General features: G+C 60.7%; 13 protein-coding genes and 1 pseudogene. 8 read left to right on the top strand and 6 right to left on the bottom strand.

What is annotated here, in order from left to right; translation table 11 throughout:
- Positions 1 to 37: 37 nt before the first annotated feature.
- The gene (locus EJP67_RS09800) at positions 38 to 1,336 is read right to left on the bottom strand and encodes a TRAP transporter large permease (RefSeq protein ID WP_126021517.1); all 1,299 of its coding nucleotides are present in this window, start codon (positions 1,334 to 1,336) and stop codon (positions 38 to 40) included.
- The gene (locus EJP67_RS09795; RefSeq protein WP_126021516.1) at positions 1,333 to 1,905 is read right to left on the bottom strand and encodes a TRAP transporter small permease; all 573 of its coding nucleotides are present in this window, start codon (positions 1,903 to 1,905) and stop codon (positions 1,333 to 1,335) included. Before EJP67_RS09795 ends, EJP67_RS09800 begins: the two co-directional genes overlap by 4 nt.
- 494 nt (positions 1,906 to 2,399) lie before the next feature.
- On the opposite strand from EJP67_RS09795, the gene EJP67_RS09790 reads away from it, so the two are divergent.
- The 5 genes from EJP67_RS09790 to EJP67_RS09770 all read left to right on the top strand — a co-directional run bounded on the left by EJP67_RS09790 (position 2,400) and on the right by EJP67_RS09770 (position 7,100).
- On the top strand, positions 2,400 to 3,614 hold the full coding sequence (locus EJP67_RS09790) for a PDDEXK family nuclease (RefSeq protein ID WP_126021515.1): 1,215 nt from the start codon (positions 2,400 to 2,402) through the stop codon (positions 3,612 to 3,614).
- 99 nt (positions 3,615 to 3,713) lie between these two features.
- Positions 3,714 to 4,367 (top strand): hypothetical protein, encoded by a 654-nt coding sequence (locus tag EJP67_RS09785; protein ID WP_206169476.1) that lies wholly within the window; start codon positions 3,714 to 3,716, stop codon positions 4,365 to 4,367.
- Positions 4,368 to 4,912: 545 nt separating this feature from the next.
- Positions 4,913 to 5,311 carry a hypothetical protein gene (locus tag EJP67_RS09780; RefSeq protein ID WP_126021514.1) on the top strand — a complete coding sequence of 133 codons (399 nt, stop codon included), beginning with the start codon at positions 4,913 to 4,915 and terminating at the stop codon, positions 5,309 to 5,311.
- Positions 5,311 to 6,141, top strand: coding sequence for a hypothetical protein (locus EJP67_RS09775; protein WP_126021513.1), 831 nt, complete (start codon positions 5,311 to 5,313; stop codon positions 6,139 to 6,141). Before EJP67_RS09780 ends, EJP67_RS09775 begins: the two co-directional genes overlap by 1 nt.
- Positions 6,141 to 7,100, top strand: coding sequence for a hypothetical protein (locus EJP67_RS09770; protein ID WP_126021512.1), 960 nt, complete (start codon positions 6,141 to 6,143; stop codon positions 7,098 to 7,100). The genes EJP67_RS09775 and EJP67_RS09770 overlap by 1 nt, the downstream gene beginning before the upstream one ends.
- Before the next feature lie 178 nt (positions 7,101 to 7,278).
- On the opposite strand, the gene EJP67_RS09765 is transcribed toward EJP67_RS09770, so the two are convergent.
- Positions 7,279 to 7,551, bottom strand: coding sequence for a hypothetical protein (locus tag EJP67_RS09765; protein WP_126021511.1), 273 nt, complete (start codon positions 7,549 to 7,551; stop codon positions 7,279 to 7,281).
- Between the two features lie 337 nt (positions 7,552 to 7,888).
- On the opposite strand from EJP67_RS09765, the pseudogene EJP67_RS09760 reads away from it, so the two are divergent.
- The 3 genes and pseudogenes from EJP67_RS09760 to EJP67_RS09750 form a co-directional block, all read left to right on the top strand.
- Positions 7,889 to 8,017, top strand: a pseudogene (locus EJP67_RS09760) (IS5/IS1182 family transposase); the annotation flags it as partial.
- Complete coding sequence (locus EJP67_RS09755; protein ID WP_240650574.1) at positions 8,014 to 9,147, top strand: M35 family metalloendopeptidase; 1,134 nt, start codon at positions 8,014 to 8,016, stop codon at positions 9,145 to 9,147. The pseudogene EJP67_RS09760 and the gene EJP67_RS09755, both read left to right, overlap by 4 nt.
- Positions 9,134 to 9,610, top strand: a complete 477-nt coding sequence (locus tag EJP67_RS09750; protein WP_165909593.1) for an OmpA family protein — start codon at positions 9,134 to 9,136, stop codon at positions 9,608 to 9,610. The genes EJP67_RS09755 and EJP67_RS09750 overlap by 14 nt, the downstream gene beginning before the upstream one ends.
- Here EJP67_RS09750 and EJP67_RS09745 read toward each other — a convergent pair.
- From EJP67_RS09745 to EJP67_RS09735, 3 genes are read right to left on the bottom strand one after another with little or no spacing between them, the layout of a single operon-like run.
- Entirely contained in the window at positions 9,576 to 10,508 is a 933-nt protein-coding gene (locus tag EJP67_RS09745; protein WP_126021508.1) for an electron transfer flavoprotein subunit alpha/FixB family protein, read from the bottom strand. The two genes, EJP67_RS09750 and EJP67_RS09745, sit on opposite strands and share 35 nt — an antisense overlap.
- Positions 10,509 to 10,510: 2 nt before the next feature.
- The gene (locus EJP67_RS09740; RefSeq protein WP_126021507.1) at positions 10,511 to 11,260 is read right to left on the bottom strand and encodes an electron transfer flavoprotein subunit beta/FixA family protein; all 750 of its coding nucleotides are present in this window, start codon (positions 11,258 to 11,260) and stop codon (positions 10,511 to 10,513) included.
- Between the two features lie 46 nt (positions 11,261 to 11,306).
- Positions 11,307 to 12,308 (bottom strand): Bug family tripartite tricarboxylate transporter substrate binding protein, encoded by a 1,002-nt coding sequence (locus EJP67_RS09735; RefSeq protein WP_126021506.1) that lies wholly within the window; start codon positions 12,306 to 12,308, stop codon positions 11,307 to 11,309.
- Positions 12,309 to 12,333: the final 25 nt, after the last annotated feature.

Genomic DNA, 12,333 nt, shown 5'->3' with positions numbered 1-12,333 from the left:
GAAACTTTTGCGCCTTCTGCGTTCGGCTGCCCGCATTTCAATACCCCAGCTTGCGCGGCAGCCACAAAGCCAGTTCGGGGAAGACGATGACCAGCACCATCACCACGAACATCGAGAACAGCATCCAGCCCACCCAGCGCACGGTTTCTTCCATGCGCACCTTCGCGATGCGGCACGACACCATGAGGTTGACCGCCAGCGGCGGCGTGAACTGGCCCAGCGCCACCTTCAGCGTGAGGATCACGCCGAACCACACCGGGTCCCACTTGTAGTACTGCACGATGGGCAGCAGCAGCGGCACGAAGATCAAAAAGATCGACACGCCGTCGAGGAACATGCCCACGGTGATGAGCAGCAAGATCAGCAGCGCCAGGATGCCGTATTCGCCCAGCCCCGAGTTCACGATGGCGCGCGTCACCGGATCGATCACGCCCAGCGTCGAGAGCGAGTACGCGAAGATGCCCGCCAGCGACACCACCAGCAGGATCACCGCCGAGAGCTCGCCCGACTCGCGCAAGATGACGAACAGGTCGCGCACCTTGATGGTCCGGTGGATACACATGCCCACGAAGAGGCCGTAGAACACCGCCACCACGGCCGCTTCGGTCGGCGTGAACCAGCCCGCGCGCATGCCGCCCAAGATGAGCACCGGCGCAGCCAGCCCCCAGGTCGCTTCGCGAAAGCTCTTCCAGAAAGGCGGGCGCGGCAGCGTGGCCTCGAGCGCGCCCATCTTGTGCTTGCGGGCGAGCCACACGGCCGGAATCATCAGCGCCAGGCCCGCCATCACGCCGGGCACCATGCCCGCTGCGAACAGCGCCGGCACTGAGGCGCCAGGTACCAGCACCGAGTAGACGATGAAGGCGACCGAAGGCGGAATCAGGATGTCGGTGGCCGCCGCAGCGCCCACCACGCTGGCCGAGTAGGGCGCGGGGTAGCCCGCGCGCGACATGGCCGCGATCATCACCGCGCCCACCGCTGCCGCATTGGCCGGGCCCGAGCCCGAGATGCCGCCGAGGAACATGGCCACCGCAATCGCCACCAGCGGCAGCATGCCGGGGCCGCGCCCCACGATGGCAATGGCAAAGTTCACGAGGCGCAGCGCCACGCCCGAGCGGTCGAAGATGGAGCCGACCAGCACGAACATCGGAATGGCCAGCAGCGGATATTTGCCCAGGCCCGCATAGAAGTTCTGCGGCACGGCCAGCAGGCCGAACCACTGGGCGTCGCTGTTGGCGAGTGCGATGCAGGCGGCGCCCGCAAGCCCCAGCGCGGCGCCGATGGGTACGCCCACCAGCATCATCACGACGAAGGCGACGAAGAGCAGGGTGGCGATCACGATGCGTCGCCCTTGCCGTCCGAGTCGTAGTTCGTCTCGCGCCCGCGCCGGATCATGAGGCCCACGGCCCGCAGCGCGATGCCGAAGGACACGATGGGCAGCCAGATCGAATACCACCAGGAGGGCAGGCCGATGCCGGGCGTCGTCTCTTCGAAGCGGTAGTCGTCCCACACCATGCGGATGCTGAGCGCGCCGATGAGCGTGAAGAGCACCGCGATCATCAGCGCGCCGAACTGCGCCAGCCGCTTGCGCCGCGCCATCGAGCCGCTTTCGGAGAAGTACTCGATGCGGATGTGCCGGTCGCGCGCCACCGCCGCCGAGCCGGCCACCAGCGCCAGCATGATCATGAGGAACACCGAGAACTCTTCCGTCCAGGCGAAGGAAGAATCGGTGAAGTAGCGAACGATGACGTTGGCAAAAGTGATGAGCGCCAGCGCGCCCATGATGATGACCGTGAGCCAGTCCTCGATGGCAAGGGGAACCTTGGTCGGTTCGTCTGCGGCTTCGATGTCGGGGGGAAGGGGGCTGGCGGCGTCCAGCGTTGGGCCGGACTCGGGTGGAGTTGTCATCGCAGGATGGTCAGTGAGGCACGCACGAACGCCATGTCACCGGGCGGACGCCGGGACGCGTGCCGTACACCTCGACAGGGAAACTGTTACCGATGCTAGGGGGTCCATGACCATTCATGTATCGGGGGTTTCCTTAGCCGCTCGGCCTGGGGCGGGGCTTTGGGAGCGGCTTTCGGGGCGTGTGCACAGGGCGCCGGGGAGTGCGGCTGTGGGGTTGGCGGTTCGAGCGCCGCGGTGGATTGCAGATGGGCACGTGGAGGCGTACTACTGAGCTTCCATGAGACACCGGCGATGGATAAGCAGAGATTCGAGGGGTGTTGTTGGCCTCGGTTGGCTCTGGGGGTGACCGCATTTGATGCTTGCTTTAGACGGGGCGCGGATGCTCGGCGGCACCGGTCAAAGCGTACTATCGACCGAGGCTGTGTGGGAGCTAATCACAACGCAGTCTGAATTTGGCAGTTCTCTGCCCTAAGCACCAGATCCAGCGAAGTTTTATGTCCGACCTAGTCGCGTATGAGTATCCGCCGCCCCGCTTCTGGGAGCAGTTTGAAGAGCTATGTGCCGACCTCTTCGAGGCCATGTGGGGTGACCCGCGCCTTGTGCGACATGGGAGAGCTGGGCAAGTTCAGCATGGTGTGGACATCGTCGCGTCACGCGGGAGCATCTACCCTGTAGGCCTGCAGTGCAAGAAGAAGTCCCGCTGGCCGGTGAAGAAACTCACCATCAAGGAAATCGACCATGAGATCGACGAAGCCGAGAATTTCACTCCCGCGCTGAAAGAGTTTTACCTTCTGACGACTGCGATTCCAGACGAAGCGTTGCAAGCGCACGTCCGGATGCTCAATGAAGCTAGGAGAAAACGCGGGGGATTTATCGTTGAAGTCCTTTTTTGGCCCGAGCTCGTTCGCAGGGTTGCTCGTTTTGAGCAAGTCGCAAAAAAGCACTTTCCGATCCGGGGAGGTCAAGATGAGTTTTCCCCATTACTCGCGACTTGGTACGCGAATGACGGCAAGCTTGAACTCACTGGAAATGACTGGCACTTTGCCGTTGCCGAACTCGGTGAGGACCTTCATGATTGGCCCACCGGTCGCGTGATCGTTCGCCAGCGCGAAACAGATGCGATGGAGAAAGAACTGCAAGAGTTGTTGCGTTCGTCCTCCATGTCGATCGCCGCTCGGACCAAAAGGATGCGTTTGCGGCGCGAACTGCGTTACAAGAAGAGCCGGGAGCAACGCATCCAAACGCTCATTCGCATGCTTTACTCCAACGAGCGCCTGAGGTTCTACATGCTGGACCTTGATGAGAGTGGAGTCGACGCGCGCGAGATACTGAGAGCACTCATCGAGGATGAGCTGCATTTGGGCGATCACACCCACCAAACGGAGAAAATCAGGTTATCCCCACCTTCTCCGCATTTATTGGAGGGACCTCGTACTTCAAGTAGCGTTTGGGCAGACGATATCCCAGTGCATATGCCTTCCGAGGAGCTTCGCAAAATCTGGGAGGCTGAGCGCGACTTTCCGAAAAAGTACAACGGAAACAAAATTGCGCGGGTCGTTTCTGAACTGCCCGTGACTGTCCGGTGTGCGTACGCGATTCCCGCGATTGTTCGGCGCATCATTCGCGTTATGCAAGAAGATCAAAAGTCTTTGAGCCAGATGCAGCTTGCCGGGTACTTGGACTTGAATCTGTGGAAGTACACGCTGTAGGTACGACTTCGACAGGTTGCTAGTGGTCCCCACCTATCAGATGTGACCATCTTCTACGTCGGACGTGACCAACCTTGTCTGAAGTCTCAACCCGTTTGCATGAGTTCGAAGCGAGAGTGGAACAATCAGGTGTTAGATACGACTTGGAGTTTGGACGTGCCAACAACACCTAAGCACTGGAACTATTTTCTGGCGGTCGAGGCCGAACTCGTCGCCTGCTCGCGGTATGTAGAGTTTTCACCAAATAATTTTTTGTGTTATTCAAACGAATTTGCGAAGTTAATCGTCCTTGCTTCCGCAGAGGTCGATTCGATCTTTCAGGAACTTTGCAAGCGACTAGCCCCCTCTTCCAAGGCGGAGAAGATCACCGATTACTTTCCGATTTTGATGAACGCGTACCCGCTGCTCACACAGTGTGAGGTAGCCATAGCTCGTTACCAACTAGCTCTAAAGCCTTGGCAAGGATGGACAACTAGCCAACGGCCCGATTGGTGGAGCAAGAGCTATAACAAGTTGAAGCACGAGCGCTCTGCGAATTTTTCGAATGCCACGCTTGAGGCTGCGCTGAACGCGATTGGAGCGCAGTTCTTGGCCCTGCAGCTCTACCACTATGCAGCTCACAATGAGCATGTGTCGGTCGATCTTTCTATGCGTAGTGCTCTCTTTGGCCCAAAAATGCCGGACACCTACAAGGGTGGCACTTTTTGGAGCTATGGCGATCCGTTTTCACATCTCAGTTTACCGAGCACTTAGAGCTTTAAAAGGTACATGTCCATTGCTCGGCTGCGAATAGTCCGACTATCCGCGATGGCGGTGTCAAGAACGTCCTTGTGAAGAATCCCTTTCGACCGTTTCGGAGAAGCAGTAGAGACTGCAAAGGGCCGAGGCTTTGTGAAAACTCGTGAAGATGAAGTTTTCGAGGGGCCTCAAGCCATTCTTGATATCGCGATCATCGATCCTAGGGCGGTCTGAGAGATCGACGTCGGGGTTAGACCGTGTTGTTTTCACGCAGCCTCGGCCCAAAGCAGACATTGATCTCTTCAAAACGGTCATTCGTGAACGCGATGCGTCGCTACGGTGTCCTTGATCTAGCTGCTCCCCTATTCCACAGGCAGCATGCGACGAGCCAAGCCGTTCTGACCCCTCCGATGCACAAGACCTCCGAGGAAAGACAGATGGCGGCCAAAGCCCGCCGCGGAAGCAACGAATTCAAGAAGCAACGGCCCAAGTAAGCGACGCAGAATGTGCTCGACCTGACCCCGACCTCGTAAAATTGACAAAACAGCGAGGAGCGAGGCATGGTCAAGGGAATCCGTGCGCTTATCGTGGGTCTGATCGGCGCAATCGTCTTGTGTGGCTTCGGCTACTTCCGGGACTGGCAACTCACGCGGCAGACAATGCAGGCCATCGAGCGATGCGAAGCTGAAGGTGCGCGTGAGCGGCAGCGTTCCGGCCTCGACATCCGCCTGTTCTGCAACGTTTTGGAGATTGACGAGCTGCGCGAGCAACGCAAGCCGCTTGTGGGGGTGCAGCAGGAAATCTCAGACTTGCTGGAAGAGGCCCGAAGGCGAGCACCATACCTTTGGTATGTCGTGGCCGTCTTCTTCCTCATGGTGTTCGCTATCCCGTACTTGTGGTACTTCCTGCTTCGCCGCCTCCGTGAGGTCCGCGACGCATTGGCAGGGAAGGAAGCGTGATGGTTACGACGACCGTTGGCAGCGTTAATGCGCTGAGTCGCTACGAAGATCGGCGAGCAGTACCTGAGCGATGGAGGCGCGACGCGCTGACCGACTTCTTGGCGCTCACCGAGGAGCAGCTTCTTGCGTCGTTTGCGGCTATTCCAGAGTGGGTTGAGGTGCTTATTCGCATTGATCATGCACTTGTCATGCGATCAACCGACCTATTCCACGAGGTCGACGCGACTCGCCGCCCGTCTGCGCAACTCTTCATGCGGGCGTTCGGTACCTTCCGCGGCGCTTGCCGCCTTGCGATGAGCGGCCAGCTATTTGAAAGCACTGTTCTGCTCCGCAGCATCATCGAGTCTTCGGTGTACGCTTGGAAGTGCGCGACGTCGGACGAGCACAGAGTGGCGTGGCTTGGTCGCGCCGATGATGAGGCCGGCCGTAAGGCTTCACGGAAGCTGTTTGCATGGGGGCCTCTCATTCAAGAAGTTGTCGCGGAGCATCCCAGCGTTGGCCCCGCGCTGAGTGAGGCGTATGAGAAGTCCATCGACCTCGGTGCCCATCCGAACGTCGAGGGCATCCAGCTTAGCTCGGAGGTGATACCTAAGGGAGACGACAAGTTCGAAGTTTCAGCCATCTTCATGCATGGTCCCGAGGCGGTCATTCTGGCGATCATGGAACTGGCGAAGGTCATGAACTTAGTGAGCGGGCTCATGTTCTCGGTCGTTGGAGAGCGCATGCGTATCCTGGGGATCGATAAGCAGATCGAGGAGGAGACGGCTGCATTTATGGACTTGTTGAGCCGACTTGAGAAGGGCCTCGCGAAGGCTCGGGAGAAGACTTGATGGATGTAGCAACCCAACCTGTGCCGGCCGTGTCTTCGTACTCAATTACGTCACTGATCCCCGCAACGCAAGCTATCACCATCCAACTGCCGCCGAAGTCACAGGACAACATGTACCTCGGCCTTGAACCTGCGATGTGGGGGCCCGTCCTCACGGGCCTCGCTCTCCTCGTGACGACCGCTTACCAAGTCTGGAACACGAACAGGCAACTCAAGGAAGCGCGAGAAGCCGCCGCGAGGCAGGTTGAGAGTGATCGCGAGCAAGCGCGCCTTGACCGCACTCTTGAGTCACGCAAAGACCTTTTCGACACGTTCATTGACGACTATAAGAAGACGGCATCCCTCATCGGTGACCTCCCAAGCAGGGACATGAGCGAGGCCGGTCCCGACATCGAAGAGCTTTCGAGCATGAACGCGACGGTTAACAAGATCTGGCTGTGGGCGGAGGTCGGCACCGTCCTTGAAGTGCGCGAGTTGCAGGCAGAAATCAACGAGCACTTCTTCCAGGCAATGATGCAGTGCCGTCCGATCTGGCTCGCAAGGAAGAGGGTTACTCGCATCGAAACCAAGCTGCAGCAGCTTGAGTCGGAGCGCGAGCAGTACCTAGTCGCCGCGAGAACTTTCGTGCCGTACCCTGAACCCAGCCAAGACCAGAAGCAGCGCATGATCTCCAACTTGCTTGCTAGTGCCAATGCGGGCATCAACCAGGGCCGGGTCGAGCGAAACAACGAGTTGGCGGAGGAAGGCAGGCTGCGGAGCGCGTACCTCACCTTTGTTGTTGCACGAAGCGCCGTACTGATGGATCGCCTTGCACGGATCATGACGTTGGCCCGCAAAGAGCTACAGGTAGAAGGCGACACGACTCTGCTTGAGGCGCAGACCGCGCAATTCAAGCGACGCGTGAGCGCTGCCATTGCTCAAGTGCAGAAAGAGTTGGCAGAAGAGGCCGCGAAGGACTGAGAGCATGATCGCCACGACCTATCTCACGACCACCTCAGACGCGCTCGTGAGCTGAACGCCTGCATACGTCAGAAAGTGGCCGACTGCGACTGGCTTTGAGACAGCCCAAGTGCGGTATTCCCTCAACTTCGCTCCCATTCCCAGGCGGGCCGCGAATTCGCGGCCCGCAGACCAGCCACTAACCGCCGGTCTCAGGCACCTCACATCGCGCCTTCTCGTTCATCTGAAACAACTCCCCGGCCTTACGCGCCATCTCAGCCGCAAGCCAAAGCAGATTGTTCAGTTGCCGAGGCCCATCACCGCTGCACCAATCAATCTCTTCCCCGTGGCAGACCCACAGTAGAGCTTCAAGCTGGGTAAGGGTGTTCTCAAGAAGATCCGCCGGGTCTTGTTGGGCGGTTTCTGCGGAAGCTACCGGCGTAGTTGGCCGGGCTATAGTCTTGGTAGCCATTTTTGTGCGGTCCTCTCGTAGGTGTTGCACGAACTTGGTTAGACGGCCGGGGTGCTCGTAACACCCTGGCCGTCGCCTTTTGATACCTCGCATCTGCATCAGCGCTTTCGCACCGACAACCTGCCGCGAGGCAAGCAGCCTTCAAACATCTGGGTGGTGGATTGGTGTGCGGGCCTTTCTGCTCCCCTTGGCGGGGCATCGAGTGACAGGGGCATTCACTCTAGAGAAGAAGCCGGCGAAGAAGCCGCTGCTACAGCACGAACTCGCGGAGACTGCCAAAAAATGCAGCTTCCACAATGCGTCGCAAGCGGACCTGGCCGGCCCAGCGCTTTATCAGGTCGTTGAACGCGGCTTTGCGTGGCTGGAAAGGCGCGGGCGGCCGTGGAAGAACTGCGAGCTGCTGCTCAACACCAGCCTGCAGTTCGTTCCCCTGGCATTCCTGCTCGTTCTGCTCAGAAAACGTTGAACACGTTCTTGGATCGTGAACGTGCACGACACCGTGACTTAGGTCCGCTCAGCTTGCGATTGACAACAGTGTTGTCTCTGCGGGCGAAATACAACCAGCGTTCCAATCACTCAGGGAACGTGTCGATGGAGCGAAAAATTCTCGTGGTCGGCGATCCGCCGGCCGCTGGCGGGCGGGTGTTGCCTTACGACGGCCCGATGCTCGACTTGTATGGACATCGCGTTGCGCTGATCGGCGGCAGGGCGTATTGCGAGGGCTGTAACAGCGTGGGCATCATTGCCAAGGCTGGCGGCCCGCGTCGGCCTGAATTCATCTCCGAGGCGGCGCTGGAGGGCGACGTAGTGATCTGCCATTGCCCGGTGCCGCAGCCGATCCTTTCTACATTGCAGCAGACAGCCACATACGACGACGGCGCGTGGTACGCCGTGGGAGCAGAGTCGAGCGTGGCATCGATGGCATCGACTCACGCGGTTGCACATGACCAGGAGATTGCCGCATCGAAGAAGATCGTGGACGAGGTTGTCGCGCATCCCGCCGAGGCGGAGCAAACTGAAAACATCTGCCCCAGCATGACAAACAAGGAGTTCGCCGAGCGGATGCTTGAACTGCGCGATCTGGCCGTCGCACTGATATCAAAAAGACGGTTGCCGGAACTGGCCCGCTGGGACAAGGAAGCACAATCTCGCGTCAAGCTCTGGTTTGGCGTCGCCGATTCATCGATGCGCGAGTATCTGCAAAAAGGCTTGGCTGCCTGTGTGCAGGTTTTGCGAGGGCTGGAAGAAAAGAACTTCGTGCGTATGTCGAAAGAGACGGGGAAGTTTCTTTCCTGCACGCTCGATACTTCGCCCGGCGTCGTTGCTGCCGTCTGCAAGCCCGAAACCGCAACCCACACGATTGCAATTGCGCTCGAATTTTGCGACCTGCGACCCAAGTCATCTGAAAAGGACTCGCAACTGAGCACGCTGATTCACGAGGTGACGCACTTCACGGACTGCTTTGACAGCGTCGACACCATCTATCATTTGTCCCAGTCTTTGGAGGCAGTGAAGACAAACCCGGCAGGCATGAAAACCAATGCGGACAGTCTTGCGGGCTACGTCGTCTTTGGAGAAATCTTTGGCCGCCTATAAATTCCTCGCGGCGCTGATGGCGCTTCCCATGCTGCCCGCGCTCGCCTGCAGTCCTGTCAAATCGATCGACCTCTACTTCCCGACCGACTCGGCGGCGGTGACGACCGAACAGGTAGTTCGGCTTGTAGAGTGGATCGACATGCTCCGAAAGCGCTACCCGAATCACGAGAAGTTCTTCATCGGAGGCGCTGCTGAAATTGGCGAGCGGCACGCGAAAGCGCTGGCAATCGACCGAGCCAAAGCTGCAGCAAGAATATTCCAGGAGCTTCAGCTCAGCCCAGCGCGCGTCGAACTGTCGTCGAAAGGATATGCATACGACCCGCGCGCGAGCCTGAAGGGCGAAAAACTGAGGCGGGCAGAAATCGACTTCCTGCCCGCTTGCCCGCACGAGTGCCCTTGTCAGAAAGGCGACCCGCTTTCGGCGGCTCCTACAGCGCCTTCACCAGTTCCGGCACGGCCGTGAACAGATCGGCGACGAGGCCGTAGTCGGCCACCGAGAAGATCGGGGCCTCTTCGTCCTTGTTGATCGCCACGATCACCTTGGAGTCCTTCATGCCGGCCAAGTGCTGGATCGCGCCCGAGATGCCCGCTGCGATGTACAGCTGCGGCGCGACGATCTTGCCCGTCTGGCCCACCTGCCAGTCGTTCGGGGCGTAGCCCGCGTCGACGGCTGCACGGCTGGCGCCGAGGCCGGCGTTGAGCTTGTCGGCCAGGGGCGCCATCACCTCGGTGAACTTCTCTGCGCTGCCCAGCGCACGGCCGCCCGAGACGATGATCTTGGCTGCCGTCAGTTCAGGGCGCTCGCTCTTCGTGACCTCGCGGCCCACGAAGCTGCTCTTGCCGCTGTCGGCCACGCCTGCTGCCGATTCGACGGCTGCGCTGCCACCCGTGGCGGCTGCCGCATCGAAACCGGTCGTGCGAACGGTGATCACCTTGGTCGCGTCGCTGCTCTGCACGGTGGCGATGGCGTTGCCGGCGTAGATCGGACGCTCGAAGGTGTCCGCGCTCACCACGGCCGTGATGTCGCTGACCTGCGCCACATCGAGCTTGGCGGCCACGCGCGGAGCGACGTTCTTGCCGTTGGCGGTCGAGGGGAACAGGATGTGGCTGTAGTTGCCAGCGATGGCCAGGACTTGAGCTGCGACGTTCTCGGCGAGGTTTTCAGCAAGGCTCGGGCTGTCGGCCGCAATGACCTTCGAAACGCCTGCGATCTGTGCCGCTGCCTTGGCCGCTTCGGCTGCATTGGCACCGGCCACGAGCACGTGGACGTCGCCTCCGCAGGCCAGCGCTGCGGTCACGGTGTTGAGGGTGGCCGGCTTGATGCTGGCGTGGTCGTGTTCGGCAATAACAAGTGCGGTCATGTTCAGATCACCTTCGCTTCGTTCTTCAGTTTGTCCACCAGCGTCGCAACGTCGGGCACCTTGATGCCGGCACCGCGCTTGGGCGGCTCGGCGACCTTCAGGGTCTTCAGGCGCGGCTTCACGTCCACGCCCAGCTCTTCGGGCTTGACCGTGTCGAGCTGCTTCTTCTTGGCCTTCATGATGTTCGGCAGCGTCACGTAGCGCGGCTCGTTCAGGCGCAGGTCGGTGGTGATGACTGCGGGCAGGCTCAGGGAGATGGTTTCCAGGCCGCCGTCGACTTCGCGGGTCACGGTAGCCTTGTCGCCTGCGACTTCGACCTTGGAGGCGAAGGTGGCCTGGGGGAGATCAGCCAGCGCGGCCAGCATCTGGCCGGTCTGGTTGGCGTCGTCGTCGATGGCTTGCTTGCCGAGGATGATGAGGGAAGGCTGTTCCTTGTCGACCAGCGCCTTCAGCAGCTTGGCGACGGCCAAGGGCTGTAGTTCTTCGGCGGTTTCCACCAGGATGCCGCGGTCGGCGCCGATGGCCATGGCGGTGCGCAGGGTCTCCTGGCACTTGGCGTCGCCGCAGGAGACGGCGATCACTTCGGTGACCACGCCCTTTTCCTTCAGCCGAACCGCTTCTTCAACGGCGATCTCGTCGAAGGGGTTCATGCTCATCTTGACGTTGGCAATGTCCACTCCGGTGCCGTCGCTCTTCACGCGCACCTTCACGTTGTAATCGACGACCCGTTTGACGGGCACCAGAACCTTCATGGCTGTTCCTTTGAATGAAGAAGAAATGAATGGGCGAGCGCAGGGCTCACTCGAGCTTGGCGCCCGACTGCTTGATGAGGCGCTCCCACACGGGGCGCTCCGCCTTCCAGGCGGTGGCGAAGAGTTCGGGCGAGCTTTCCTTGATCTCGAAGCCCATGGCCGCGATGCGCTCGCGCACGTCGGGCTGCTGCGTGGCCTTGCGCACTTCGTCGGCGATGCGGTCCACGATGGGCTTGGGCGTCTTCGCGGGCGCCGCGATGGCGAGCCAGCCGGTCACGCGGTAGGCCTCGTCCTTCAGGCCTTGCTCGGCGAGCGTGGGCACGTTGGGCAGCGTGCTCATGCGGCGCTCGCCGCTCACGCCGATGGCGCGGATCTTTCCGGAATCGATGTGCGGCTTGGCCACCAGCGCGCTGGCGTAGGCCATCTGGATCTGGCCGCCGATCAGGTCCTGCATCATCGGCGCCTCGCCCTTGTAGGCGACGTGGCTCATGTCCGACTGCGTGGCCAGGCTCATGTGCGCGCCGGCCAGGTGCGGATACGCGCCGATGCCGTAGGAGCCGTAGGCCACCTTGCCCTTGTTGGCGACGACGTACTTCAGAAGCTCCGGCCCGGTCTTGGCCGACACGCTCGGGTGCACCACCAGCACCAGCGGCGCCGCCGCGATCTGGTAGACCAGCGTGAGGTCGCGCGCGGTGTCGTAGGGCAGCTTCTCGTAGAGGAACTCGTTGGTCATGAGCGAATTGCTCAGGCCCAGCACGATGGTGTAGCCGTCGGGTGCAGCCTTGGCGACCGCGTCGGTGCCGATGATGCCGGCCGCGCCGGGCTTGTTGTCGATGATGACGGGCTGGCCCATGCCGGCCGACATCTTCTGGCCGATCACGCGTGCGAGCACATCGGTGGCGCCGCCTGCTGCGAAGGGCACGACCATGCGGATGGGCTTGTTGGGGTAGGGGGCCTGCGCCTGCGCGGCGGGCAGTCCGCACAGCGTGGCGGCGGAAGCGGCGGCGCACAGCAGGGCGCGGCGGTTCGGAAGGCGGAAGGTCGTCATGGCTTGTCTCTGTCTCTCGGTCTTG

The sequence above is a fragment of the Variovorax guangxiensis genome, from assembly GCF_003952165.1.
In the GTDB taxonomy this organism is placed as follows: domain Bacteria; phylum Pseudomonadota; class Gammaproteobacteria; order Burkholderiales; family Burkholderiaceae_C; genus Variovorax; species Variovorax guangxiensis.
The sequence above is the reverse complement of the archived record's forward strand: the minus strand, read 5'-3'. Positions and strand labels throughout refer to the sequence as shown.

What these genes read in the sequence shown, in the direction of transcription:
- EJP67_RS09795 (WP_126021516.1), bottom strand. Translation starts at nt 1,905, where the DNA reads ATGACAACTCCACCCGAGTCCGGCCCAACGCTGGACGCCGCCAGCCCC.
- EJP67_RS09790 (WP_126021515.1), top strand. Translation starts at nt 2,400, where the DNA reads ATGTCCGACCTAGTCGCGTATGAGTATCCGCCGCCCCGCTTCTGGGAG.
- EJP67_RS09785 (WP_206169476.1), top strand. Translation starts at nt 3,714, where the DNA reads ATGAGTTCGAAGCGAGAGTGGAACAATCAGGTGTTAGATACGACTTGG.
- EJP67_RS09780 (WP_126021514.1), top strand. Translation starts at nt 4,913, where the DNA reads ATGGTCAAGGGAATCCGTGCGCTTATCGTGGGTCTGATCGGCGCAATC.
- EJP67_RS09775 (WP_126021513.1), top strand. Translation starts at nt 5,311, where the DNA reads ATGGTTACGACGACCGTTGGCAGCGTTAATGCGCTGAGTCGCTACGAA.
- EJP67_RS09770 (WP_126021512.1), top strand. Translation starts at nt 6,141, where the DNA reads ATGGATGTAGCAACCCAACCTGTGCCGGCCGTGTCTTCGTACTCAATT.
- EJP67_RS09765 (WP_126021511.1), bottom strand. Translation starts at nt 7,551, where the DNA reads ATGGCTACCAAGACTATAGCCCGGCCAACTACGCCGGTAGCTTCCGCA.
- EJP67_RS09745 (WP_126021508.1), bottom strand. Translation starts at nt 10,508, where the DNA reads ATGACCGCACTTGTTATTGCCGAACACGACCACGCCAGCATCAAGCCG.
- EJP67_RS09740 (WP_126021507.1), bottom strand. Translation starts at nt 11,260, where the DNA reads ATGAAGGTTCTGGTGCCCGTCAAACGGGTCGTCGATTACAACGTGAAG.
- EJP67_RS09735 (WP_126021506.1), bottom strand. Translation starts at nt 12,308, where the DNA reads ATGACGACCTTCCGCCTTCCGAACCGCCGCGCCCTGCTGTGCGCCGCC.